At 67.1% G+C, this 24,351-nt stretch carries 19 protein-coding genes and 3 rRNA genes; 2 read left to right on the top strand and 20 right to left on the bottom strand.

Features of this window, described 5'->3' with window-relative positions; all coding sequences use genetic code 11:
• From EXU32_RS05430 to tyrS, 10 genes are all read right to left on the bottom strand, one after another.
• The gene (locus EXU32_RS05430; protein WP_055995961.1) at window positions 1–915 is read right to left on the bottom strand and encodes an NAD kinase; all 915 of its coding nucleotides are present in this window, start codon (window positions 913–915) and stop codon (window positions 1–3) included.
• The gene (locus EXU32_RS05425; protein WP_130628978.1) at window positions 912–1,718 is read right to left on the bottom strand and encodes a TlyA family RNA methyltransferase; all 807 of its coding nucleotides are present in this window, start codon (window positions 1,716–1,718) and stop codon (window positions 912–914) included. The genes EXU32_RS05430 and EXU32_RS05425 overlap by 4 nt, the downstream gene beginning before the upstream one ends.
• A 4-nt stretch (window positions 1,719–1,722) precedes the next feature.
• Window positions 1,723–1,998, bottom strand: a complete 276-nt coding sequence (locus EXU32_RS05420; RefSeq protein WP_130628977.1) for a hypothetical protein — start codon at window positions 1,996–1,998, stop codon at window positions 1,723–1,725.
• Complete coding sequence (locus tag EXU32_RS17315; protein WP_207233880.1) at window positions 1,991–2,521, bottom strand: hypothetical protein; 531 nt, start codon at window positions 2,519–2,521, stop codon at window positions 1,991–1,993. Before EXU32_RS17315 ends, EXU32_RS05420 begins: the two co-directional genes overlap by 8 nt.
• Before the next feature lie 29 nt (window positions 2,522–2,550).
• Window positions 2,551–3,537 carry an HAD-IIA family hydrolase gene (locus EXU32_RS05410; protein ID WP_130628976.1) on the bottom strand — a complete coding sequence of 329 codons (987 nt, stop codon included), beginning with the start codon at window positions 3,535–3,537 and terminating at the stop codon, window positions 2,551–2,553.
• The gene (locus EXU32_RS05405; protein ID WP_130628975.1) at window positions 3,534–4,286 is read right to left on the bottom strand and encodes a tetratricopeptide repeat protein; all 753 of its coding nucleotides are present in this window, start codon (window positions 4,284–4,286) and stop codon (window positions 3,534–3,536) included. Before EXU32_RS05405 ends, EXU32_RS05410 begins: the two co-directional genes overlap by 4 nt.
• Before the next feature lie 410 nt (window positions 4,287–4,696).
• Window positions 4,697–4,813, bottom strand: a 5S ribosomal RNA gene (gene rrf / locus EXU32_RS05400).
• Window positions 4,814–4,905: 92 nt separating this feature from the next.
• Window positions 4,906–8,020: ribosomal RNA gene (locus EXU32_RS05395) — 23S ribosomal RNA — on the bottom strand.
• Between the two features lie 345 nt (window positions 8,021–8,365).
• Window positions 8,366–9,888: ribosomal RNA gene (locus EXU32_RS05390) — 16S ribosomal RNA — on the bottom strand.
• The 16S, 23S and 5S rRNA genes sit together here, the layout of an rRNA operon.
• Before the next feature lie 649 nt (window positions 9,889–10,537).
• On the bottom strand, window positions 10,538–11,797 hold the full coding sequence (gene tyrS, locus EXU32_RS05385) for a tyrosine--tRNA ligase (RefSeq protein ID WP_130631064.1): 1,260 nt from the start codon (window positions 11,795–11,797) through the stop codon (window positions 10,538–10,540).
• A 168-nt stretch (window positions 11,798–11,965) separates the two neighbouring features.
• On the opposite strand from tyrS, the gene EXU32_RS05380 reads away from it, so the two are divergent.
• On the top strand, window positions 11,966–12,202 hold the full coding sequence (locus EXU32_RS05380) for a (2Fe-2S)-binding protein (RefSeq protein ID WP_347400291.1): 237 nt from the start codon (window positions 11,966–11,968) through the stop codon (window positions 12,200–12,202).
• On the top strand, window positions 12,189–12,677 hold the full coding sequence (gene bfr, locus EXU32_RS05375; protein ID WP_055994348.1) for a bacterioferritin: 489 nt from the start codon (window positions 12,189–12,191) through the stop codon (window positions 12,675–12,677). Before EXU32_RS05380 ends, bfr begins: the two co-directional genes overlap by 14 nt.
• Here bfr and EXU32_RS05370 read toward each other — a convergent pair.
• The 10 genes from EXU32_RS05370 to pheS all read right to left on the bottom strand — a co-directional run bounded on the left by EXU32_RS05370 (window position 12,664) and on the right by pheS (window position 24,311).
• On the bottom strand, window positions 12,664–13,287 hold the full coding sequence (locus EXU32_RS05370; RefSeq protein WP_130628974.1) for a DNA-3-methyladenine glycosylase: 624 nt from the start codon (window positions 13,285–13,287) through the stop codon (window positions 12,664–12,666). The two genes, bfr and EXU32_RS05370, sit on opposite strands and share 14 nt — an antisense overlap.
• Before the next feature lie 2 nt (window positions 13,288–13,289).
• Window positions 13,290–14,735, bottom strand: coding sequence for an argininosuccinate lyase (argH, locus tag EXU32_RS05365; RefSeq protein WP_130628973.1), 1,446 nt, complete (start codon window positions 14,733–14,735; stop codon window positions 13,290–13,292).
• Window positions 14,732–15,244: an arginine repressor gene (locus EXU32_RS05360; protein WP_055994339.1), complete on the bottom strand. Its 513-nt coding sequence runs from the start codon at window positions 15,242–15,244 to the stop codon at window positions 14,732–14,734. The genes argH and EXU32_RS05360 overlap by 4 nt, the downstream gene beginning before the upstream one ends.
• Complete coding sequence (gene argF, locus EXU32_RS05355) at window positions 15,241–16,179, bottom strand: ornithine carbamoyltransferase (RefSeq protein ID WP_130628972.1); 939 nt, start codon at window positions 16,177–16,179, stop codon at window positions 15,241–15,243. The genes EXU32_RS05360 and argF overlap by 4 nt, the downstream gene beginning before the upstream one ends.
• A complete protein-coding gene (locus tag EXU32_RS05350) occupies window positions 16,176–17,384 on the bottom strand; it encodes an acetylornithine transaminase (RefSeq protein ID WP_130628971.1) in 1,209 nt (402 codons plus the stop codon). Before EXU32_RS05350 ends, argF begins: the two co-directional genes overlap by 4 nt.
• On the bottom strand, window positions 17,381–18,340 hold the full coding sequence (gene argB, locus EXU32_RS05345) for an acetylglutamate kinase (RefSeq protein ID WP_130628970.1): 960 nt from the start codon (window positions 18,338–18,340) through the stop codon (window positions 17,381–17,383). Before argB ends, EXU32_RS05350 begins: the two co-directional genes overlap by 4 nt.
• Window positions 18,341–18,349: 9 nt before the next feature.
• Window positions 18,350–19,501, bottom strand: a complete 1,152-nt coding sequence (argJ, locus tag EXU32_RS05340) for a bifunctional glutamate N-acetyltransferase/amino-acid acetyltransferase ArgJ (protein WP_130628969.1) — start codon at window positions 19,499–19,501, stop codon at window positions 18,350–18,352.
• Window positions 19,498–20,541: an N-acetyl-gamma-glutamyl-phosphate reductase gene (gene argC, locus EXU32_RS05335; protein WP_207233879.1), complete on the bottom strand. Its 1,044-nt coding sequence runs from the start codon at window positions 20,539–20,541 to the stop codon at window positions 19,498–19,500. Before argC ends, argJ begins: the two co-directional genes overlap by 4 nt.
• Before the next feature lie 156 nt (window positions 20,542–20,697).
• On the bottom strand, window positions 20,698–23,217 hold the full coding sequence (gene pheT, locus EXU32_RS05330) for a phenylalanine--tRNA ligase subunit beta (RefSeq protein WP_130628968.1): 2,520 nt from the start codon (window positions 23,215–23,217) through the stop codon (window positions 20,698–20,700).
• Window positions 23,217–24,311 carry a phenylalanine--tRNA ligase subunit alpha gene (gene pheS, locus EXU32_RS05325; RefSeq protein WP_130628967.1) on the bottom strand — a complete coding sequence of 365 codons (1,095 nt, stop codon included), beginning with the start codon at window positions 24,309–24,311 and terminating at the stop codon, window positions 23,217–23,219. The genes pheT and pheS overlap by 1 nt, the downstream gene beginning before the upstream one ends.
• Window positions 24,312–24,351 lie beyond the last annotated feature (40 nt).

The raw sequence follows: 24,351 nt of genomic DNA, 5'->3' as shown, positions 1-24,351 counted from the left end.
TCAGTCCCCGGAGCGGGAGCGGCCCCGCCAGCCGTGCACGGACAGATCGAACTTCGCGACGAGGCGGTCGGTGAAGGGGGAGCTGCTCAGGCGCGCCAGCCGGACCGGCTGCGCGGAGCGGCTCACCTCGATACGGGCACCGGGAGGCAGGTCGACCGCGCGACGTCCGTCGCACCACAGGACGCCGTGGCCCTCCGTGCCGGGCACCAGGTCGACGGCCAGGTCTGACGTCGGCGCCACGACGAGCGGCCGGGCGAAGAGGGCGTGCGCGCTGATCGGCACGACGAGCATCGCCTCGACACCGGGCCACACGACCGGCCCGCCCGCTGAGAAGGCATAGGCGGTCGAGCCCGTCGGGGTGGCCATGACGACGCCGTCGCAGCCCCAGGTGGACAGGGGGCGGCCGTCGATCTCGACGGTCAGGACCAGCATCCGCTCGCGCGAGGCCTTCTCGACGGTGACCTCGTTGAGCGCCCAGCTACGGGCGATCTCGCGGCCCTGGAGAGTGGCCACGACGTCGAGCGCCATCCGCTCCTCGACCTCGTAGGCCCGTCCGACGATGTGGTCGACGGTCGCGTCGATGTCCTCGCGCTCCGCCTCGGCGAGGAAGCCGACGTGCCCGAGGTTGACTCCCAGGACGGGGACATTGGCCCCGCGCGCCATCTCGGCGCCTCGCAGGATCGTGCCGTCACCGCCGAGGACGACGACGAGCTCGACATCGCGGGCCGGGTCGTCGCCGTCGTGCACGGCGACCGCGGGGTGGTGGGCGAGAATGGTGTCACCGAGGTCGCCTGCGGGCAGCCGGACCTCGATACCGGCCTCGGCGAGACGGTCGGCGACGCCCAGAGCGACCTCGAGCGCCTCGGCTCGTCCCGGGTGTGCGAGCAGCAGCACCCGTCGAGGGGTCGAGGTCATCGGCCCTCCTCCTGCGTCAGCTCGTGCGCGATCACCTGCTGAGCCTGCCATGTCAGCCCCTCACGGGTGCGCCGGGTCAGGTGCACGAGGTACTCGTGATTTCCCTCTCCCCCACGCACGGGGCTGTGGGTCACCCCCAGCACGGCGAAGCCGACCTCCCCGGCGCTCGCGAGGACTGCCTCGACGGCCGCCCTGCGTGCCGACGGGTCCGTGACGACGCCCTTGCGCCCCAGCCCGTGCCGGCCGACCTCGAACTGCGGCTTGATGAGCAGCACCGCGTCGCCCTGCGGTGTGAGCAGTGCGTGGATCTCGGCCAGCACGAGGCGAAGGGAGATGAAGCTCAGGTCCCCCACGGCGAGCTCGACAGCACCTCCGATGTCCTCGGGGGTCAGGCCACGGATCGTCGTGCCGCTGCGCTCGCTGACCCGAGGGTCGGCGGCGATCTCGGGTGCGAGCTGGTCGTGGCCCACGTCGAGAGCGATGACGTGCGCGGCGCCGTGCTCGAGCAGTACCTGGGTGAAGCCACCCGTGCAGGCACCGATGTCGATGCAGCGCCGGCCGCTGACCGGGATGTCGAAGTCGGTCAGGGCGCCGACCAGCTTGCCCGCGGCACGCCCGACCCACCGGTCCCGGTCCGACCGGACCTCGAGGTCCTCGTCCGGCCCCACCCGCAGCGAGGTCTTGCTCGCCACGACACCGCCCACGGCGACCTCGCCGGCCTCGATGAGGGCCCGTGCACGGGTACGGCTACGGGCAAGCCCCCGCGCCACGAGAGCGACATCGAGTCTGGAGCTGTCGGGCACCGGGTCAGGACCCGAGGTCGGACAGGCGTGCGGTCAAGGTGGCGTGCACCGACTCGCCCGCAGTCAGGACCGCATCGAGGTCCGTGGGGTCCACCGCGGCGAGGTCGCGCAGCGTGGCGTCGACGACGAGGTCACCGGTCTGGGGCGTCGACCCCCCGTCGTCGGGGACGGACGGCATCTCGACCGACGCAGGGGTGGGAGCAGGCGTGGCAGCCGGCGGCGAAGGGAGGGGCTGCGGCGGACCGGGCCGGGGGGCAGACGGCACGGGGAAATCAGCCATCCGCACGCACGTCCGGGCTGGGGGGAGGCGTCTTCGGGGCGATCGTGCTCGGAGTCCTCTTCGCCGTCTTCTTCGCGGCCGCCTTGGTGGTCTTCTTGGCGGTCGTCTTGGCGGTCGTCTTGGCAGGACTGGTGGTGTCTGCCGCCGCTGAAGCCTTCTTGGCCGGACGCTTCTTCGCCGGTGTCTTCTTCGCCGTGCTCTTCTTCGCCGTGCTCTTGACCGGAGACGCGGTGGCCGTCGTCCTCTTCACGGGCCTCGTGACCGGACGAGCCGCACTCGTCGTCACGGGCTCGCCGCGAAGGGAGGGTCCTCCCCCTCGCGCACGAAGCGTCGCACTCAGCGCGTCGAGATCGGCCTGCTCCTCGTCGGGCCACGCCGCGGCGTCGGTGTCGCGCTCACGCAGTGGCTGCTCCGCCGTGGCGGCCAGCAGCGTGTCGGCCAGTCGGACGACGTCGAGCGCCCGGTCCAGGGTCGTCTCGGTCACCTTCAGGCCCAGATGGATCATTGCGCGTACAGGGTCCACGTCACTCCTCCAGTTGGCTGCAGGCCACGCTACCCGTTGGTCAGGAGCCGGCCGGTGTCCTCTCTGCGAAGTTGCCCGCCATCAGCTGCAGCCCACACGGCGTCCAGAGATGCCCTGATGGCGTCCATGCCGTCGCCGTCGACCGACAGCCGGCCTTCTGCGACACGGGCACGAGCGCCACCTCGCACACACCAGTCTCCCTCACGTTGTGCCTCGGGGTAGTGCTCGTGAAGTCCTCTGAGGTCCTCCACGACATAGTCGGGCCGGCGGTCGACGGGGGCAGCCGCGGCATCGGCCGGACCATGGACACCTGTCAGCACGAGCACTCCCGCCATCCCGGTCGCGACGGCCCCACGGATGTCCGTACCCAGCCGGTCGCCGACCGCGATGACCCTGGCCGGGTGTGCACCGAGCACCTCGGCCGCCATCTCGTACATGGGGGGATGTGGCTTGCCGACGACCTCGGGGTCTACGTCGACGGCCAGACGCACCGCTGCGACCAGCGCGCCGTTGCCGGGCGCGGGGCCCGACTCTGTCGGCAACGTGGGGTCGTCGTTGGTGGCCACCCACCGAGCACCGGCACGAATCGCGTGAGCAGCCTCACCGAGCTCAGCGGCCGTCACCTCAGCGCCATATCCCTGAAGCACCGCCGCCGGCGCGCCGTCGGCACCGGGCGTAAGGGGGTGCAGTCCGACCGCACGCAGTGCCTCGGCGACACCGGGCCCCCCGACCGCCATGACCTGGCTGCCCGATGGCAGGTCGCGGGCAAGGATTCTGGCCGCAGCCAGAGAGGACGTCAGCACGGCCCCGTCGCAAGCCCGCAGACCGAGCCGCCGGAGGTGCTCACCGACATCGTGCGGACTGCGCGAGGCATTGTTTGTCGCGAAGACGACAGGGATCGTCAACGCATTGAGCGCATCGGCTGCGTGCTCGATGGCCCCGGGCCCCGCGTAGACGACACCGTCGAGGTCACAGACCACTCCGTCGAACCGTGCGGCCAGCCCGACGCCCGTCACGACTCCCGGCGTCCCTGCCCGTCATCGTGACCGGGCTCATCGGTCAGCTCGACCTCGGCCAGCTGCACTCCGTCGAGCTCTTCGACGCGTTCGATCGCATCCGTCTCACCGTCTTGGTCAGCCACTGCAGCCTTCGCAAACCAGGCACGGGCATCGTCGCGGCGGCCGACATCGAGCAGTGCATCAGCGTAGGCGTACCAGACACGCGCGGCCCACGGCTTCGTGGCCACCTTGTCGACCTGGCCCTGGAGCGCGAGCACCGCGGCCTGGGGTTGGCCCATGTCACGTCGGATACCCGAGCCCACGATGAGCAGCTCGACCTGGTCCTCTTGTCCCAGGTGCCGTGCCTCGGGAGAGCCCAGCAGCTCAAGAGCCCGGGCCGGACGACCCAGACCACGCTCGCAGTCGACCATGAGAGGCAGCAGGTGGGAGGAGCCACTCAGCCGGCGCACGGTACGGAATTCTGTCAGGGCGCGGGCGAAGTCACCCATGCGGTAGGCGACAAAGCCAAGCGCCTCACGAGCAGCGGGCACACGCCCGGCACGACGTACGGCAGTCTCCGCGTGCGCCAGAGCTCCGTCGAGGTCTTCGGCCTCGAGCAGGGCGGCAACCATCACGAGGTGCTGAGCCACGCCGTCGGCGTTCTCCTTGCTCAGCGTGCGCAGCTGCTGTCGCACACTGCGGTCCAGCTCGGCGCCCGTGACATCCGGTGAGATCGCTGGCTCGGGCCGGCGCCCTTGCTTCGGCACCAGGCGCGACCCACCGCGGTTCTCCTCGTCCTCGCGATTGGAACCTCCGCGCTCAGGACGCGAACCGCCACGCGATCCACCGCGATCGTCGCGACGGTCATCGCGCCGCTCCCAGCCACCGCCGCGGCCTCCGCGGTCTTCTCGGCTGCCTCCACGGGAGGGGCCTCCTGGGCGGCCTCCTCCGCTGGGACGTCCGTTACCGCTCCGCTCGGGGCGTCCACCGGACGCACCTCGCCCACGGTCCGGCCTGCTTGACCCTTCGTCCACGTCCAACAACCTCTCTCGACCTGGTGCCCCTGTCAGGGCAACACTCCCCCGACGGGGGACTCAATGCAACACAGTGCGACACTTTTGTCGTGGAACGCGCGAGAGCCCCCAACGACTCGTTGGGGGCTCTCGGCTCAATGGTTGTCCGGCTGCGTCCTACTCTCCCACACCGTTCCCAGTGCAGTACCATCGGCGCTGAGGGGCTTAGCTTCCGGGTTCGAAATGGGACCGGGCGTTTCCCCCTCGCTATGACAGCCGAAACTCTATGGAGTTACGTGGGTGTTCCCGACCGTATCTCGGGAACTGCACAGTGGACGCGAGTCATTCTTTTGTTACGCAACAAAGTTGTGTGTGTATCAAGTTGTCGGCTTATTAGTACCAGTCAGCTCCATGCATTACTGCACTTCCACATCCGGCCTATCAACCCAGTAGTCTACTGGGAGCCTCTCGGAGCAAAGCTCCATGGAAACCTCATCTTGAGACATGCTTCCCGCTTAGATGCTTTCAGCGGTTATCACTTCCGAACGTAGCTAATGAGCGGTGCCCTTGGCAGAACAACTCACACACCAGAGGTTCGTCCAACCCGGTCCTCTCGTACTAGGGTCAGCCTCTCTCAAGTTTCCTACGCGCACAGCGGATAGGGACCGAACTGTCTCACGACGTTCTAAACCCAGCTCGCGTGCCGCTTTAATGGGCGAACAGCCCAACCCTTGGGAGATACTCCACCCCCAGGATGCGACGAGCCGACATCGAGGTGCCAAACCATCCCGTCGATATGGACTCTTGGGGAAGATCAGCCTGTTATCCCCGGGGTACCTTTTATCCGTTGAGCGACGGCGCTTCCACAAGCCACCGTCGGGTCACTAGTTCCGACTTTCGTCCCTGCTCGACGTGTCAGTCTCGCAGTCAAGCTCCCTTGTACACTTGCACTCGCCACCTGATTGCCAACCAGGCTGAGGGAACCTTTGAGCGCCTCCGTTACATTTTAGGAGGCAACCGCCCCAGTTAAACTACCCACCAGGCAATGTCCCTGATCCGGATCACGGACCGAGGTTAGATAACCAGAACGACCAGAGTGGTATTTCAACGTTGACTCCACACACACTGGCGTGCATGCTTCACAGTCTCCCACCTATCCTACACAAGCCGTCCCGATCACCACTACCAAGCTATAGTGAAGGTCCCGGGGTCTTTCCGTCCTGCTGCGCGTAACGAGCATCTTTACTCGTAATGCAATTTCGCCGAGTTCGCGGTTGAGACAGTGGAGAAGTCGTTACGCCATTCGTGCAGGTCGGAACTTACCCGACAAGGAATTTCGCTACCTTAGGATGGTTATAGTTACCACCGCCGTTTACTGGGGCTTAAATTCTCAGCTTCGCTCAAAGAGCTAACCGGTCCTCTTAACCTTCCAGCACCGGGCAGGCGTCAGTCCGTATACATCGTCTTGCGACTTCGCACGGACCTGTGTTTTTAGTAAACAGTCGCTTCTCCCTGGTCTCTGCGGCCCATCTTCCTATCCCGTAAAGGGCTTCAGAATCCGGGCCCCCCTTCTCCCGAAGTTACGGGGGCATTTTGCCGAGTTCCTTAACCACGATTCACTCGATCGCCTTAGTATTCTCTACTTATCCACCTGAGTCGGTTTGGGGTACGGGCGGCTAGAACCTCGCTAGAGGATTTTCTCGGCAGCATAGGATCACCCTGCTTCCCGCTAAAAGCGGTCACTATCAGGTCTCAGGATATGTGCCAGGCGGATTTGCCTACCTGACTCCCTACACCCTTGGACGTGGACAACCATCGCCACGCGGAGGCTACCTTCCTGCGTCTCCCCATTGCTTGACTACTACCAGATCGGGTCACGCGTTCCACTCACCAGCGAAACCCCGAAGGGCTTCTACGGCAAGATTCAGGCGTTTAGCATCACTGGATTCATCATGGGCGGTTCTTCGCCGGTTCCGGAATATCAACCGGATGTCCATCGACTACGCCTGTCGGCCTCGCCTTAGGTCCCGACTTACCCAGGGCAGATTAGCTTGACCCTGGAACCCTTGGATATTCGGCGGACGGGTTTCTCACCCGTCTTTCGCTACTCATGCCTGCATTCTCACTCGTGTGGCATCCACGGCTGGATCACTCCGCCGCTTCACTCGCCACACGACGCTCCCCTACCCATCAACACGCCTGGACACCCACAAGGGATGCCGAGCAGTGTGTCAATGCCATAGCTTCGGTGGTGTGCTTGAGCCCCGCTACATTGTCGGCGCGGAATCACTTGACCAGTGAGCTATTACGCACTCTTTAAAGGGTGGCTGCTTCTAAGCCAACCTCCTGGTTGTCACGGCAACTCCACATCCTTTTCCACTTAGCACACGCTTAGGGACCTTAGCTGATGATCTGGGCTGTTTCCCTCTCGACTACGGAGCTTATCCCCCGCAGTCTCACTGCCACGCTCTCACTTACCGGCATTCGGAGTTTGGCTAACGTCAGTAACCTGGTGAGGCCCATTAGCTATCCAGTAGCTCTACCTCCGGTAAGAAACACGTGACGCTGCACCTAAATGCATTTCGGGGAGAACCAGCTATCACGGAGTTTGATTGGCCTTTCACCCCTACCCACAGCTCATCCCCTCAGTTTTCAACCTAAGTGGGTTCGGTCCTCCACGACGTCTTACCGTCGCTTCAACCTGGCCATGGGTAGATCACTCCGCTTCGGGTCTAGACCCAGCGACTCATTCGCCCTGTTCGGACTCGCTTTCGCTACGGCTTCCCCACACGGGTTAACCTTGCCACTGAGCACTAACTCGCAGGCTCATTCTTCAAAAGGCACGCCGTCACCCCACAAGGAGGCTCCGACGGATTGTAAGCGCACGGTTTCAGGATCTATTTCACTCCCCTCTCGGGGTACTTTTCACCTTTCCCTCACGGTACTTGTCCGCTATCGGTCACCAGGGAATATTTAGGCTTAGCGGGTGGTCCCGCCAGATTCACACGGGATTTCTCGAGCCCCGTGCTACTTGGGAAATCTTCCATGGAGTCCACACCATTTCGTCTACGGGGGTTCCACCCTCTGTGCCGGGCCATTCAAGACCCTTCGACTATGACATGAATTTCTTACTCCACCACGAAATGTCAGTCTCGTGAAAAAGCTCCCACAACCCCGAACATGCAACGCCTGACAGCTATCACACACATCCGGTTTGGCCTCATCCGCTTTCTCTCGCCAATACTCACGGAATCACTGTTGTTTTCTCTTCCTGCGGGTACTGAGATGTTTCACTTCCCCGCGTTCCCTCTACCTGCCCTATATATTCAGGCAGGAGTGACTGGACTTGCCTCCAGCCGGGTTTCCCCATTCGGAAATCCACGGATCACAGTCTGGTTATCGACTCCCCGTGGCTTATCGCAGATTCCTACGTCCTTCTTCGGTTCCTGGTGCCAAGGCATCCACCGTGCGCCCTTAAAAACTTGAGCCACAAAGATGCTCGCGTCCACTGTGTAGTTCTCAAAATACGGGAGGTACCTCACCCAACGACCACGCCAACACCACAAAGCAGTGCGGTACGTGATCAGGCAAGGCCCACAACCAACCCTTAAACAGGTCGATCTTGAAGCTTCACTCGCGTGAACCCTCAGGACCCAACAACGTGTCACAACCCCCACACCCACCCGCAACGCTTTCCACCACACAAAAGTGCAGGTACTCGCCTCACAGACAGACATGAGCGTCAAATAATCGATGTTCCACCCGAGCACCTGGTGTCCCACATTCGAGGACAAACCAGGCTCTGGACCACAAAAGTGGCCAGTGCTCCTTAGAAAGGAGGTGATCCAGCCGCACCTTCCGGTACGGCTACCTTGTTACGACTTAGTCCCAATCGCCAGTCCCACCTTCGACGGCTCCCCCCACAAGGGTTGGGCCACCGGCTTCGGGTGTTACCGACTTTCGTGACTTGACGGGCGGTGTGTACAAGGCCCGGGAACGTATTCACCGCAGCGTTGCTGATCTGCGATTACTAGCGACTCCGACTTCATGGGGTCGAGTTGCAGACCCCAATCCGAACTGAGACCGGTTTTTTGGGATTCGCTCCACCTTGCGGTATCGCAGCCCTTTGTACCGGCCATTGTAGCATGCGTGAAGCCCAAGACATAAGGGGCATGATGATTTGACGTCATCCCCACCTTCCTCCGAGTTGACCCCGGCAGTCTTCCATGAGTCCCCACCATTACGTGCTGGCAACATAGAACGAGGGTTGCGCTCGTTGCGGGACTTAACCCAACATCTCACGACACGAGCTGACGACAACCATGCACCACCTGTATACCGACCCAAAGGGGGCAACCATCTCTGGAAGTTTCCGGTATATGTCAAGCCTTGGTAAGGTTCTTCGCGTTGCATCGAATTAATCCGCATGCTCCGCCGCTTGTGCGGGCCCCCGTCAATTCCTTTGAGTTTTAGCCTTGCGGCCGTACTCCCCAGGCGGGGAACTTAATGCGTTAGCTGCGGCACGGATCTCGTGGAATGAGACCCACACCTAGTTCCCAACGTTTACGGCATGGACTACCAGGGTATCTAATCCTGTTCGCTCCCCATGCTTTCGCTTCTCAGCGTCAGTAGTGGCCCAGAGACCTGCCTTCGCCATCGGTGTTCCTCCTGATATCTGCGCATTTCACCGCTACACCAGGAATTCCAGTCTCCCCTACCACACTCTAGTCTGCCCGTACCCACTGCAAGTCCGGGGTTGAGCCCCGGATTTTCACAGCAGACGCGACAAACCGCCTACAAGCTCTTTACGCCCAATAATTCCGGACAACGCTCGCACCCTACGTATTACCGCGGCTGCTGGCACGTAGTTAGCCGGTGCTTCTTCTGCAGGTACCGTCACTTTCGCTTCTTCCCTGCTGAAAGAGGTTTACAACCCGAAGGCCGTCATCCCTCACGCGGCGTCGCTGCATCAGGCTTTCGCCCATTGTGCAATATTCCCCACTGCTGCCTCCCGTAGGAGTCTGGGCCGTGTCTCAGTCCCAGTGTGGCCGGTCGCCCTCTCAGGCCGGCTACCCGTCGTCGCCTTGGTGAGCCATTACCTCACCAACAAGCTGATAGGCCGCGAGCCCATCCCAAACCGAAAAACTTTCCAAACCATACCCATGCAGGTTGGTCTCGTATCCAGTATTAGACACCGTTTCCAGTGCTTATTCCAGAGTTTGGGGCAGGTTGCTCACGTGTTACTCACCCGTTCGCCACTGATCCACTCCAGCAAGCTGGAGCTTCACCGTTCGACTTGCATGTGTTAAGCACGCCGCCAGCGTTCGTCCTGAGCCAGGATCAAACTCTCCGTTGATGATGTACACCCCCAAGACCACAAAGGACCTCGAAGGGGCAATCCATAACCCAACAAAGGGCTGTATCCATGACCGAGTAAGAACAACCAGCAAAAACTGCTGTTTGTATCTCGTTCAACCAAAGGAAAAAATATTCACTCTTGGACCAACCACACCCAACCCGAACGGGTAGGACACAATCAGCCAAGAACGAGGTATTGGCATCGATTTTTGACACGCTGTTGAGTTCTCAAGATTCACACGCACACCCACCACAACCACCGTCAAGCTCTTCGGCGACCTGCTTCAGGGGCAACTTCTCCAACTTACTACCGTGATCGCTACAGAGTCAAACTCGCTTCCCAACCTGGCGAGGCCAAGAAACGCGATGAACACCCTGCGGCGATCTCCCACACTAGCAGCCGAACCGCAGTGCCTCCAAGCCAGCCTCCCCAGCGCCAAAACGCCAGACAAACCACTCAAAAAGGGAATCAACCCCGCGGGACCGGCCTACTTGGTGCAACCCAGCAAGGGCTGCCACTTGGTGTCCGTTCCTCCCTCTCGGGCTGACATCGAGAACACTAGGTCACCGCCACCCCATGCGCCAAATCGGGGGCGGATCCCCCGGATTTTCGGGGGTCCGCCCCCGATGGGAGGTCTGGTACGTGGTCAGGACTGGCGTGCTGCGGCCAAGTTCTTGCGGCCGCGACGCAACACGGCCACCCGTCCGTGGAGGTACTCCCCGGGGCTCAGCACGTGCGCCTCGTCGGAGATCTTGTCCCCGTTGATCGAGACCGCACCGTCGCCGATGGCGCGGCGAGCGGCCTTCTTCGAGTCCACGAGGCCCGTGGCCACGAGCGCGTCGAGCACTCCCGTGCCAGCGGGGACATCAGCGCCCGGCAGCTCCGCAGTGGCGTCGACGAGGGTCCCGAGGTCGAGCGCACCGAGGTCCCCCTTGCCGAAGAGCGCCTCGGACGCCGCTTGGACCGAGGCGGTGGCTTCCTCCCCGTGCACGAGAGTCGTCATGTCGACAGCCAGAGCCTTCTGGGCGGCACGTCGGAAGGGCTCGTCGGCCACGAGCCGCTCGAGCTCGGCGATCTCCTCCGGGCCGCGGTCGGTGAAGACCTTGAGCAGCGTGATCACGGACGCGTCCTCGACGTTGAGCCAGTACTGGTAGAAGGCGTACGGGCTGGTCATCTCTGCGTCGAGCCAGACGGCATTGCCCTCCGACTTGCCGAACTTGTTGCCGTTGGCGTCGGTGATCAGGGGCGTCGTCAGCAGGTGGACCGACTTCCCCTCGGCGCGATGGATGAGGTCCGACCCGGCCGTGAGATTGCCCCACTGGTCCTGGCCGCCGGTCTGCAACGTGCAGCCGTACTCGCGGAAGAGCTGGAGGAAGTCGAGGCCTTGGAGGATCTGGTAGCTGAACTCCGTGTAGGAGATCCCCTCGTCACTCTTCAGACGTGCAGCGACCGCGTCCTTGCGGACCATCTGGTTGACCCGGAAGTGCTTGCCGATGTCGCGCAGGAAGTCCAGCGCGGACATCGGCGCGGTCCAGTCGAGGTTGTTGACGGTGATCGCCGGGTTGTCCCCCTCGAAGTCGAGGAAGGGCCGCACCTGTTCCTGGATGCGTCCGACCCACTCGGCGGTCTGCTCCTTGGTCTTCAGCACACGCTCAGCGCTCGGACGCGGGTCTCCGATGAGTCCGGTCGACCCACCGACGAGACAGATCACGCGGTGACCGGCCCGCTGCAGGTGACGCAGGACGATCAGCTGGACGAGGTTGCCGAAGTGCAGCGAGGGAGCCGTGGGGTCGAATCCGCAATAGAGCGTGATCGGTCCGTCGGCGAAGGCCTGTCGCAGGGCGGTCTCGTCGGTGGTCTGGGCCACCAGTCCACGCCACTGCAGCTCGTCGAGGATGTCGGTCACGGTCTTCATCGGTCCTTCCGGGATGTGCCGGCGCGCGGCCGCGAGCCGCTCCCCAGCCTGCCATGGCAGGGACGAGCGACCGTGAGGCGCACCGGTCCGCCATGTGGAACACCCGGTGACAGGCACTCCCTTCGTCCCGCTAAGGTGTGCCTCACCTCAGTAAACGTGATGGGAGAGAAGCTCGTGATCGTGTGCCACTGCGCCGTCGTCAGCGATCGGGAGATCGCCGCCGCCGCGATGGCCGGCGCGAGGACCCTCTCCCAGGCATGTACGAGCACCGGCGCGGGCCGTGATTGCGGGGCCTGTGTCTTCTCAGTGCGCCGCATTCTCTGCGAGAGTGTGGAGAGTGAGGCCGATCACGGGCTCGCCACCACTCCCGCGGAGGTAGATCGTGAAGCCAGCTGACCCTCGAGTCGTCACACTCCTCAACGAGGCCCTCACCCTCGAGCTGACCGTCGTCAATGCCTACTTCCTCCACGCGAGGATGCTCGACAACTGGGGCCTCCCCCGACTGGGCAAGGTCTTCTACGACCTGTCGATCGGCGAGATGAAGGACGCGGACGAGCTGATCGAGCGCATCCTCATGTTCGACGGGCACCCCAACGTGCAGAAGCTCAACAACATCCAGATCGGCGAGAACGCCGTGGAGATGCTCGAGCTCGCGCTCGCCAGCGAGATCGTCGCGGTCAAGCAGTTCAACGCTGCTGCAGCCGAGTGCCACGAGCTCGGGGACCACGCCACGGCGTCCGTCTTCGAGGAGATGGCGCGTGACGAGGAGCGTCACGCCGACTGGTTCGAGGCCCAGCTCGACGCGTGCGCGCGCGTCGGGATGGAGAACTACCTGGCCCAGCAGGTCGACGTGGGCGTCAACCCCGCCTGACCTTGCCCGGGCGATAGACCGACACGCTCGGCTCGCCGTCGATCCACATGCGCCAGGGATAGGTCTCGCCGTCACCCCCGGGGCCGGAGACCCCCACCCGGGGACCGGTCCTCACGATCGTGTCCGGGACGGGCTCCGGCGGCCCGTACAGGGCGAAGGGGGCACCCCGCCCGACCAGCGAGGCTCCGTCGTCCTCCCCCACGAGCCCAAGGGTCTTCGTCAGCCGCCCGGGGCCGCGCGCCAGGTCCCGCACGGGCACACCGGGACGGCGCTCGGCCACGACGTCGTGCCCGGCGACGACCTCGCCGGCCCGCAGCAGGACGGCAGCACACTCCCCCGCGGTGCCGCACACGATGTTCGCGCACCAGTGGATGCCGTAGGAGCGATAGACGTAGAGGTGCCCGGGCGGACCGAACATCACCTCGGTGCGCGGCGTCATCCCTCGATAGCCGTGAGAGCCCGGATCCTTGCTCCCCCAGTAGGCCTCCACCTCGGTCAGACGCAGCCTCACGGGTCCTGCGACGACGTACGCCCCGAGCAGTGCCCTGGCGACGAGGAGGGGGTCACCGGTCAGGTCGGCCCTGCCCCACCGGCGTCCCCGCGCACGCACTGTCAGCGAGCCTCGATCCGGCTGGCAGCGAAGGCGCTCAGCTCGCCCAAGAGGGCCGCAGCGTCCGCCAGCTGCTCGGTGACCCGGGCAGGTGCCGTACCGCCCTTCGCGTCGCGTGAACCGAGGGAGCCCTCGACCGAGAGCACCTCCCGGACGCCGGGGGTCAGGTGCTCGCTGATGCCCGCGAGGTCCTCGTCGCTCAGGTCCCACAGCTCGATGTCGCGCTCCTCGCAGACTCGCACGCAGGCACCGGCGACCTCGTGGGCGATGCGGAAGGGGACGCCCTCACGTACGAGCCACTCAGCGATGTCCGTGGCGAGCGAGAAACCCTGGGGCGCCAGGGATGCCATGCGCTCACCGTGGTAGGTCATCGTCGCCATCATCCCGGAGAACGCCGGCAGCAGGACCTCGAGGGTGTCGACCGCGTCGAAGACCGGCTCCTTGTCCTCCTGCAGGTCGCGGTTGTAGGCCAGCGGCAGAGCCTTGAGGGTCGTCATCAGGCCGGCCAGGTCGCCGACCAGACGACCGGCCTTGCCGCGTGCGAGCTCGGCAACATCGGGGTTCTTCTTCTGCGGCATGATGCTGGACCCGGTCGAGAAGGCGTCGTCGAGCGTGACGAAGGAGAACTCCTTGGTCGCCCAGAGGATGACCTCCTCCGCCAGACGAGAGATGTCGACCGCGGTCATCGCCGCGACGAAGCAGAACTCCGCCACGAAGTCGCGCGAGGCCGTGCCGTCGATCGAGTTGTCGATCGAGCCGGCGAAACCGAGGTCCGCAGCCACGGCCTCGGGGTCCAGCCCCAGGGAGGAGCCCGCCAGCGCACCCGAGCCGTACGGGCTCAAGGAGGTGCGGGCGTCCCAGTCGACCAACCTCTGGACATCGCGCAGCAGCGGCCACGCGTGAGCAAGCAGGTGGTGGCTCAGCAGGACCGGCTGGGCGTGCTGCAGGTGGGTACGTCCGGGCATCGCCACGTCGATGTGGGCCCGGGCCTGGTCGACGAGCGCCTGCACGACGTCGAGGATGAGCCCCGAGACGATGCGCGCGTGGTCGCGCAGGTACATGCGAAAGAGCGTGGCCACCTGGTCGTTGCGCGAGCGTCCCGCGCGCAAGCGGCCGCCCACGTCGGCTCCGGCACGCTCGATGAGGCCGCGCTCGAGGGCCGTGTGCACGTCCTCGTCGTCCTCGGCCGGGGCGAAGGCCCCTGACTCGACATCGGTCGCCAGGACGGCCAAGGCGTCGAGCATCGCCTCGAGGGTCGGGTCGTCGAGCAGACCCGCGCCGTGGAGCACGCGTGCGTGAGCCCGCGAGCCAGCGATGTCGTAGGGGGCCAGACGCCAGTCGAAGTGCGTCGACTTGCTGAGCGCCGCGAGAGCCTCGCTCGGGCCGCCGGCGAAGCGACCGCCCCACAGGCTCACCCGCTCGGACGTCGCGTTCTGGTCCTGGCTCACGGTGTCTCCTGGCTGTCGATGGTCTGGGCGAGGCCCAGCAGTCGTGTGGTGAGGGCGGCACCCTGGTCGGGGCCGCCGGTGATGATCATGATCGTGTCATCCCCTGCGATCGTTCCGAGCACCTCCGGCAGGCGCGCGTGGTCGATCGCCGACGCGAGGTAGTTGGCCGCACCGGGGGGTGTGCGCACGACGACGAGCTGGGCGCTCGCCCGTGCCGTGACGAGCAACTCCTCGCACAGCCGGCGCAGCCGACCGTCCAGCTCTGCAGGGTCGACGGCCGCACGAGGGGTGCGATCACCCCCTTCGCCGGGGATGGCATAGACGAGGTCGCGGCCGACCCGCACCTTTTCCGCGCGCAGCTCGAGCAGGTCCCGGGAGAGGGTCGCTTGGGTGACCTCGATCCCGTCGTCGGCGAGCAGCGCGAGCAGCTCGGGCTGGCTGCGCACGGCGTGCTCACGCAGCAGCTCGGTGATCCGGGCCTGCCGGCCCGGCCTGGTCGCGGCGATCACGACGAGGCGCGCAGCAGGAAGGTGAGGAGGGCCTTCTGGGCGTGCAGCCGGTTTTCGGCCTCGTCCCAGACGACCGACTGCTCGCCGTCGATGACCTCGGCCGCGATCTCGAGACCGCGGTAGGCGGGCAGGCAGTGCAAGACGATGGCGTCATCGGCGGCCTGCGCCATGAGCTCGCGCGTGACGGCGAAGGGAGCGAAGGGCGAGGACTGGCCGGTGCGGTCCCCCTTCTCCCCCTCCATGCCCATCGATACCCAGGTGTCGGTGGCGACGACATCCGCATCGATCACCGCAGCGACCGGGTCGTCGGTGACGAGCACGGAGCCGCCCTGCTCTGCGGCGATGCGTTCGGCACGGGCGAGGACGTCCGCGGACGGCTGGTGCGTGCTCGGCGTCCCGATCCGCACGTGCATCCCGGCGAGGGCGCACGCGAGCAGGTAGGAGTGGGACATGTTGTTGGCCCCGTCACCGACGTAGGCGATGGTGCGCCCGGCCGTGGCGCCCTTGTGCTCCCGGATCGTCAGCAGGTCGGCCAGCAGCTGGCAGGGGTGGTAGTCGTCGGTCAGGGCATTGACGACCGGCACGTCGACATGGGCGGCCATCTCCTCCAACCGGTCCTGACCGTGCGTGCGCCACACGATCGCGCTGACCTGGCGCCCGACGACACGGGCGACGTCGGCGATCGACTCACGGGTACCGATCTGGGCCAGGTTGCCGTCGACCGCCATCGGGTACCCGCCGAGCTCGGCGACCCCCGTCGCGAAGGAGAGCTGGGTGCGCAGCGTCGGCTTGTCGAAGATGATCGCGACGGCACGCGGGCCGGCGAGCGGCTGCTCGGCGTGCCGGTCCGCCTTGAGGGCGGCAGCCAGGTCGAGGACCTCGCTCTGCTCCTGCGCGGTCAGGTCGTCGTCGGCGAGCAGGTGGCGGGCGGTCATGCGGACTCCTTGACGGCCTCGTCGAGGATCGCCGGGAGGGCGTCGACGAAGGTGGCGAGCTGGTCGGTGGTGATGACGAGCGGCGGTGCGAGGCGCAGCGCATCGGCGGCCACCGGGTTGACGATGAAGCCGTGGCTGCGGGCGAGTCGGGCGACGGCGGGTGCGATCGGCTGGGCGAGGGTGATGGCGCGCAGCAGCCCGGCGCCGCGCACCCCGGTGACGAGCGGGTGCGCCAGGGCCTCGACGCGGTCGACGAGGAAGTCGCCGGCGGCGACAGCGTGCTCGAGGAGGCCCTCGGACTCGATGGTCGCCAGGACGGCCAGTGCGGCGCTGCAGGCCAGCGGGTTGCCGCCGAAGGTCGAGCCGTGCTGACCCGCCGTGAGCAGACCGGTCACCTCGGGGCCGAAGGTGACGAGCCCCCCGATGGGCACTCCCCCGCCGAGCCCCTTGGCGATGGTGATCGCGTCGGGGACGACGCCCTCGAGCTGGTGGGCGAACCAGGCCCCCGTGCGGCCGATACCGGTCTGGATCTCGTCCAGCACGAGCAGGGCGCCGGCGTCACGGGTGATCTCACGTGCGGCAGCGAGGTACCCCACCGGCGGTGCCACGACACCGGCCTCACCCTGGATCGGCTCGAGCAGGACCATCGCCGTGTCGGGACCGACAGCCGCTCGCAGTGCCTCGACATCGCCCGGCGCGACGTGCAACACCCCGGGCAGCAAGGGCTCGAAGGGGGCCCGGTAGGCCTCCTTGTGGGTCAGGCTCACGGCTCCGGTGGTCCGGCCGTGGAAGGCGCCGCCGACCGCGACGATGCCGGTGCGCCCGGTGCGCCGCGACAGCTTGATGGCCGTCTCGACCGCCTCGGACCCGCTGTTGCAGAAGAAGACTCCCGAACCCTGTGGTGCCTGCGCGATGCGCAGCACGGCCTCGGCGGCCTCGATCTGGGCAGGCGTTGTGAAGAAGTTGCTGACGTGCACCAGCTCGGCGGCCTGCTTGGAGATGGCCCCCACGAGCTCGGGGTGCCCGTGGCCGAGGGCATTGACGGCGATGCCGCCGAGCAGGTCGAGGTATCGGTTGCCGTCGACGTCCCAGACGTAGGCGCCGTCGCCTCGCGCGAGGACGAGCCCGGGCAGCCCGAAGACGCCGATGTGGCTGGCGCGGTAACGCTCCAGCAACACCTGGTGCGAGGCGGAGATCTCAGTCATGACGGGCTCCCTTCGCCCTGGTCGTCGTCGTCCTGCGGGTCGGGCAGGATCATCGTGCCGAAGCCCTCGGAGGTGAACAGCTCCAGAAGCATCGAGTGGGGTTGGCGTCCGTCGACGACGTGCGCCTGCGGGACACCTTCGGTGACGGCGCGGATGCATGCTTCGAGCTTGGGGATCATGCCCGAGTCGACGCGCGTCAGCAGATCGCGGGCACCCGAGGCGGTCAGGTGCGACAGGAGTGAGTCGCGGTCGGGCCAGTCGGCGTAGACACCGTCGACATCGGTGAGGACGACCAGCTTGTGAGCGCGCAGTGCTACCGCGAGTGCTGAGGCGGCGGTGTCTGCGTTGACGTTGAGCACCTGGCCCTCGCCGTCGAGGTCGGGCGCGATGGTCGAGACGACGGGGATGCGGCCGGCGTCGAGGATGTCCAGGACCGCTGCCGGGTTCACCGTCTCGACGTCACCGACAAGGCCGATGTCGACGAGCTCGCCGTCGATGGTCACGCTCTTGCGGCGACCGCCGAAGAGACCGGCGTCCTCGCCGGAGAGACCCACGGCCACGGGTCCGTGCTGGTTGAGCAGGCCGACGAGCTCGCGACCGACCTGACCGGTCAGGACCATCCGCACGACGTCCATGACCTCGGGGGTCGTGACGCGCAGGCCGCCCTTGAACTCGCTCTCGAGACCGAGCCGGTCGAGCATCGCCTGGATCTGCGGGCCTCCACCGTGGACGACGACGGGACGCAGCCCGGCCAACCGCAGGAAGACGATGTCCTCGGCAAAGGCCGCCTTGAGGGCGTCGTCGGTCATCGCGTTGCCGCCGTACTTGATGACGACGAGCGCGCCGCGGAAGCGCTCGAGCCACGGCAGTGCCTCGACGAGGGTCATCGCCTTGGACTGGGCGACCCGCAGGGCCGCGGCGTCGATGGCGCCGCGCAGGGTGGAGTTGTCAGGCATCGCTCGTCCTCAGGTGGAGTAGGCGGAGTTTTCGTGGACGTAGTCGTGCGTGAGGTCGTTGGTCCAGACCGTCACCTCGTGGGAGCCGGCGTGCAGGTCCACCTCGACCCGCACCTCCCGCTGCTCGAGGTCGACGAGGGCACGGTCCTCGCCGACGCCGCATGCGCGACACACCTGGACGCCGTTCATCGACACGTCCAGCTGCGCGGGCTCGAAGGCCGCCGTGGTCGTCCCGACCGCCGCGAGGACGCGACCCCAGTTGGGGTCCTTGCCGAAGATGGCGCACTTGAAGAGGTTGTTGCGGGCGATGCTCCGGGCGACCTCGAGCCCGTCCTCCTCGCTGGCCGCGTTGCGCACGACGATCTCGATGTCGTGGGCCGCACCCTCGGCATCGCCGATGAGCTGGCGGGCCAGGTCTGCACTGACCTCACGGATGGCCTCGGTGAGGTCAGCCCGGTCGACCGGTCGACCGGAGGCTCCGGACGCCATGACGACGACGGTGTCGTTGGTCGACATGCACCCGTCGGAGTCGATCCGGTCGAAGGTGGTCCGGGTCGCCTCGCGCAGCGCGGCATCGAGGTCCTCGGCGCTCGTCACGGCATCGGTCGTGATGACGACGAGCATCGTGGCCAGCGCCGGGGCGAGCATGCCCGCCCCCTTGGCCATGCCGCCGACGCTCCACCCGTCACGGGCGGCGGCAGCCGTCTTGGACACCGTGTCCGTGGTCATGATCGCCTCGGCGGCGGCAGCTCCCCCTTCGGCGTCGAGGCAGGTGGCGGCAGCAGTCACGCCGGCGCTCAGCTTGTCCATCGGGAGCAGCTCGCCGATGAGGCCGGTGCTGCACACGACGACATCGCCTGCGGCGACTCCCAGGGTGTGCGCCGTGTGCTCGGCGGTGGTGTGAGTGTCCTGGAAGCCTTGGCCACCGGTGATCGCGTTGGCACCTCCGGAGTTGAGGATGACAGCGTCCGCGCGGCCGTCGGCCACGACCTGCCGTGACCACGTGACCGGTGCGGCCTCGACCCGGTTGGTCGTGAAGACCGCAGCGACGTGGTGGTCAGGACCGTCGTTGACGACCAGGGCCACGTCGGAGCGACCGCTCGCCTTGAGGCCGGCGGTCACACCGCTGGCGCGGAATCCTGCGGGAGTCGTCGTGCTCACGGTGCCACTCCTGTCATCGGCAGCCCGGTGGTCTCGGGTAGACCGAGGGCGAGGTTCATGGACTGCACGGCGGCGCCGGCGGTCCCCTTCGTCAGGTTGTCCTCGGCGGCGATCGCGATGACGCGCCCGCTGCGCTCGTCGAGGGTGACCTGGATGTGGACGAGGTTGGAGCCGAGCACACTGCCGGTGTGGGGCCACTGGCCCTCCGGCAGCAGGTGGACGCACGGCTCGTCGGCGTAGGCGCTCTCCCAGGCAGCGCGCACGGTCGCGGCGTCCGTGCCGGGGACGACCCGAGCGGTCGTCGTGGCGAGGATGCCACGGGGCATCGGCGCCAGGGTCGGGGTGAAGGAAACGCTCGCGTACGCACCGGCAGCCACGCTGAGGTTGCGCCGGATCTCCGGAGTGTGGCGGTGGCCGCCACCCACGCCGTAGGGGCTCATCGCGCCCATGACCTCGGCCCCGATGAGGTGCGGCTTGGCGGAGCGGCCGGCGCCCGAGGTGCCCGACGCGGCGACGACGACGATGTCCTGCGGCTCGATGACGCCGGCGGCCAGCCCCGGCGCGAGGGCCAGGCTGACGGCCGTCGGGTAGCAGCCGGGGACGGAGACGTGCCGGGCGCCGACGAGGTCGTCGCGGTGCTTGCCGCCCCCGGCCTTGACCAGCTCTGGCAGGCCGTAGGGCCACGTGCCGGCGAAGGGGGTGTCGTAGTAGTCGGTCCAGTCCTGCTCGTCATCGAGGCGGAAGTCCGCGCCGCAGTCGATGATCGTCACGTCGTCCGGCAGCTGCTGCGCGATGGCCGCAGAGTGGCCGTGCGGCAGCGCGAGGAAGACGACGTCGTGACCGGCGAGGGTCTGCGCGTCGGTCGGCTGCAGGATGCGGTCGGCCAGGGGTTGCAGGTGGGGGGCGAGATCGCCCATGCGCACTCCCGCGTTGCCCGACGCGGTCAGGGCCCCGATCTCGACCTCTGGGTGGGCCAGGAGGAGCCGAGCGATCTCGGCTCCTGCGTAGCCGCTGGCTCCGGCGATGGCTGCTGTGATCACAATGCATGACCATACGCAGTTGCGATGTTCTATGCAACGTCGGAGTGCCGTTAATTCTCGGGTGACCCGGAAAACCACTGCTTGGCAAGAGTTGGAGACCCTTGCGAAGCGGAGGTTTCTCGGGTCACCCGAGAATCTTGTGACGTCCGGAGCGCCTCAGCGCTGCTGGGCCCCGGTGGCGCTCGTGGCGGCCGCGACCGCCCGGTCGCGCAGCCCGCTCACCTCGTCGGTCTTCAGCGTCCGACCGGCGCGGAAGGTCAAGCGGTAGGCCAAGGACTTGCGGCCCTCGCCGACCTGGTCCCCGCGGTAGACGTCGAAGAGGGTGATGGACTCCAGGTCCTCCCCCGCTCCCGAGCCCAGCGCAGCGGCGACGGCCGCGGCCGGGACGCCCTCGTCGACGACGAGGGCGACATCGGTGTTGGCCACCGGCTGCGTCGACAGCTGGGCGGGGCGCACCGGCTCGCCCGACGCGGCGACGATCGCGTCGAGGTCGAGCTCGGCCGCGACGGTCCGCTCGGGCAGCTCCAGGCGCGAGCACACCTTGGGGTGCAGCTCGCCGGCATGGCCGACGACGGCCCCGCCCGGGAGCGTGACCGCGACGCACCGGCCGGGGTGGAAGGGGGTGCGCTGCGCCGCCTCGACGCCGAGCTCCACACCGATGGCCGCCCCGAGGGCGCGCGTCCACCCCACGACATCCGTCGGATCGACGGCTCGGGCAGGCCCGTGGGGTCCGGCGGGCAGGGCCGCACCGGCCGCGGCGATCGCGACGTGGCGCGGCTGCGCCGGGACCCCGCCGGTGATCCGCGCGAGCGTCTCGGCGTCGGGCCTGACCCCACCGGGAGGCACGGGAAGGGGGGTGACCCCACCTGCCGTGACCAGCCCGATCTCGTAGAGGCCGACATCGCGCTGACCGCGAGAGACGTTGCGACGCAACGTGTCCAGCAGCGTGTCGAGGATCGACGTGCGCATCAGCGGCGCCTCGTCCTGCAGCGGGTTGGCCAACCGCACGCTCTCGCGACGCGCGTCGTCCGCGGCGTAGCCGAGGTCGTCGTGGCGCTGCGACGAGGTGAAGGGGTAGGACAGCACCTCGACGAGGCCGGTCGCCGCGAGGGTGCGGGCGACGACGCGACGGGCGCGCTGCTCGTGGGTCAGGCCGCGGCCCGCAGAGGCCCTCGGCACGACGGAGGGGATCTGGTCGTAGCCGCGCACCCGCGCGACCTCCTCGACCAGGTCGGGGCCGTCGACCAGGTCAGGACGCCAGGTGGGCGGGGTGACGAGGAGGGACTCCCCTTCGTCGCTCACGGCGCAGCCGATCGCGGTGAGGCTGGCGACGACCTCGTCGCGTGGGTAGTCCAGCCCGATGTACTGCGTCGGCAGCTGCGGGTCGAGGGTGATCGACGACGATGCGGCAGGGGTGCCCACATCGGTGGCGGTCGCATCAGCCGTGCCACCGCCGTGCTCCATCAGCAGGTCGACGGCCATCTGGGCCGCGGCCGCGGTGACGGCCGGGTCGACGCCGCGCTCGAAGCGCTTGGACGCCTCGGTCGCGAGCCGGTGGCGACGCGCTGAGCGGGCGACGGACACCGGGTCGAAGTGCGCGGCCTCGACGAGCACGTCGACGGTCGACTCGGTGACCTCGCTCGTCTCGCCGCCCATCACACCGGCGATGGCCAGCGGTGTGGTGCCGCCGTCGGTGATGAGCAGGTCGGTCGGGTCGAGGGTGCGCTCGACGTCGTCGAGGGTCTTGAGGGTCTCACCGGCACGTGCTCGACGCACCTCGATCGCGCCCGACAGGGTGTCGAGGTCGAAGGCGTGCAGTGGCTGACCGAGCAGCATCATCACGTAGTTGGTGACGTCGACGGCCAGCGAGATCGGACGCATGCCGACCTCGGTGAGCCGGCGTTGCATCCACTCCGGGGACGACGCCGTGGCGTCGATCCCCCGGACGATGCGCGCGACATAGCGATCGCAGCCCGGCACGCCGTCGACGGGAGCGTCGTCGGAGAGACGGACCTCGTAGCCGGCCCCGGTTGCCTCGGCGACGGTCAGGTCCGCCGGGTCGACGAAGGGAGTCCCCTGCGACAGTGCGTACTCGCGCGCGATCCCCCGCATGGAGAAGCAGTAGCCGCGGTCCGGGGTGACGTTGACCTCGACGGTCTCGGCGTCCAGGCCGAAGACGGGGATGAGGTCGTCCCCGGGGGTCAGGTCCGTCAGCGTCTCGGAACGGTCGGCGAAGTACTCGGTGAGCACGATGATGCCGTCGTGGTCCTCGCCGAGGCCGAGCTCCATCGCGGAGCAGATCATCCCGGCGCTGACGTGGCCGTAGGTCTTGCGCGCGGAGATCTCGAAGTTCCCGGGGAGGACTCCGCCGGGCAGGATCACCGCGACGAGGTCGCCGACGTCGAAGTTGTGCGCGCCGCAGACGATGCCCTGCGGCTCGCCCGTGCCGTTGGCGGCACCGACGTCCACCTGGCACCAGTTGATGGTCTTGCCGTTCTTCTGCTCCTCGGGCGTGCGCTCGAGGACCTTGCCGACGACGAGAGGACCGGTGATCTCGCCACCGAAGATGTCCTCCTCCTCCAGCCCGACCCGCACGAGGGAGGCGGCGACGTCCGCTCCCTTCGCCCGGGGGTCGACCTCGGCCAGCTCACGCAGCCACTCGATGGGGGCCCGCATCAGATCTCCATCCCGAACGCGGCCGAGAAGCGCACGTCTCCCTCGATGATGTCGCGCATGTCGGCGACGCCGTGGCGGAGCATGAGCGAGCGCTCGATGCCCAGGCCGAAGGCGAAGCCGGTGTACTCGTCCGGGTCGATCCCGCTGGCCGTGAGGACCTTGCGGTTGACCATGCCGGAGCCACCCAGCTCGATCCAGCCGGTGCCGCCGCAGGTGCGGCAGGCGGAGTCCTCACCCCGGCAGACCCAGCACTGGCAGTCGATCTCGGCGCTCGGCTCGGTGAAGGGGAAGTAGTTGGGGCGCAGGCGCGTGACGATGCCCTCGCCGAAGAGGCCCTGGACGAAGGCGTCGAGCGCCCCGCGCAGGTGGGCCATCGTGATGCCCTTGTCGACGACCAGACCCTCGAACTGGTGGAAGACGGGGGTGTGCGTCGCGTCGAGGTCGTCGGTGCGGAAGACCTTGCCCGGGCACAGCACGTAGATGGGCGGCTCGCGGTCGAGCATCGTGCGGATCTGCACGGGCGAGGTGTGCGTGCGCAGCACGACCCCGGCGTCGGCCGGCTCGACGAAGAAGGTGTCCTGCTCGCCGCGCGCCGGGTGGTCCGGACCGATGTTGAGCGCGTCGAAGGTGAGCCACTCGGACTCGATCTCGGGGCCCTCGGCGATCTCCCAGCCCATGCCGACGAAGATGTCCTCGACCCGCTCGGTGACCAGGCTGATCGGGTGCCGGGCACCGAGCCGCTGGTAGGGGCTCGGCACGGTCAGGTCGAGGGTCTCCTCGACGAGGATCCGCTCGTCACGCTCGGCCTCGAGCTCGGCCTGACGGGCCGTGAAGGCCTGCCCCACCCGGCCGCGGGCCTGGCCGACGCGCTTGCCGGCCTCGGCCTTGGCGCTCGGCGGGAGCGCACCGATCTCGCGGTTGGCGAGCGCCAAGGGGCTCTTGTCCCCCTGGTGCGCACCGCGGATCCGCTTGAGCTCGTCGAGGGACGCGGCGCCCGCAGCGGCGGCGAGGGCGGCCTCGACGGCCTCCTCGATCAGCTGCGGGTCGAGCGCGGCGACCTCGACCGGGTCGTAGTTGGTGTTGGGTCCTGACACGAGGCCCGAGTCTACGTGGACGGACTGCCCGGACGAGTCC

Origin of the sequence: Janibacter limosus (assembly GCF_004295485.1) — a bacterium.
Lineage (GTDB): Bacteria > Actinomycetota > Actinomycetes > Actinomycetales > Dermatophilaceae > Janibacter > Janibacter limosus_A.
This window is presented reverse-complemented; position numbering and strand designations above follow the sequence as displayed.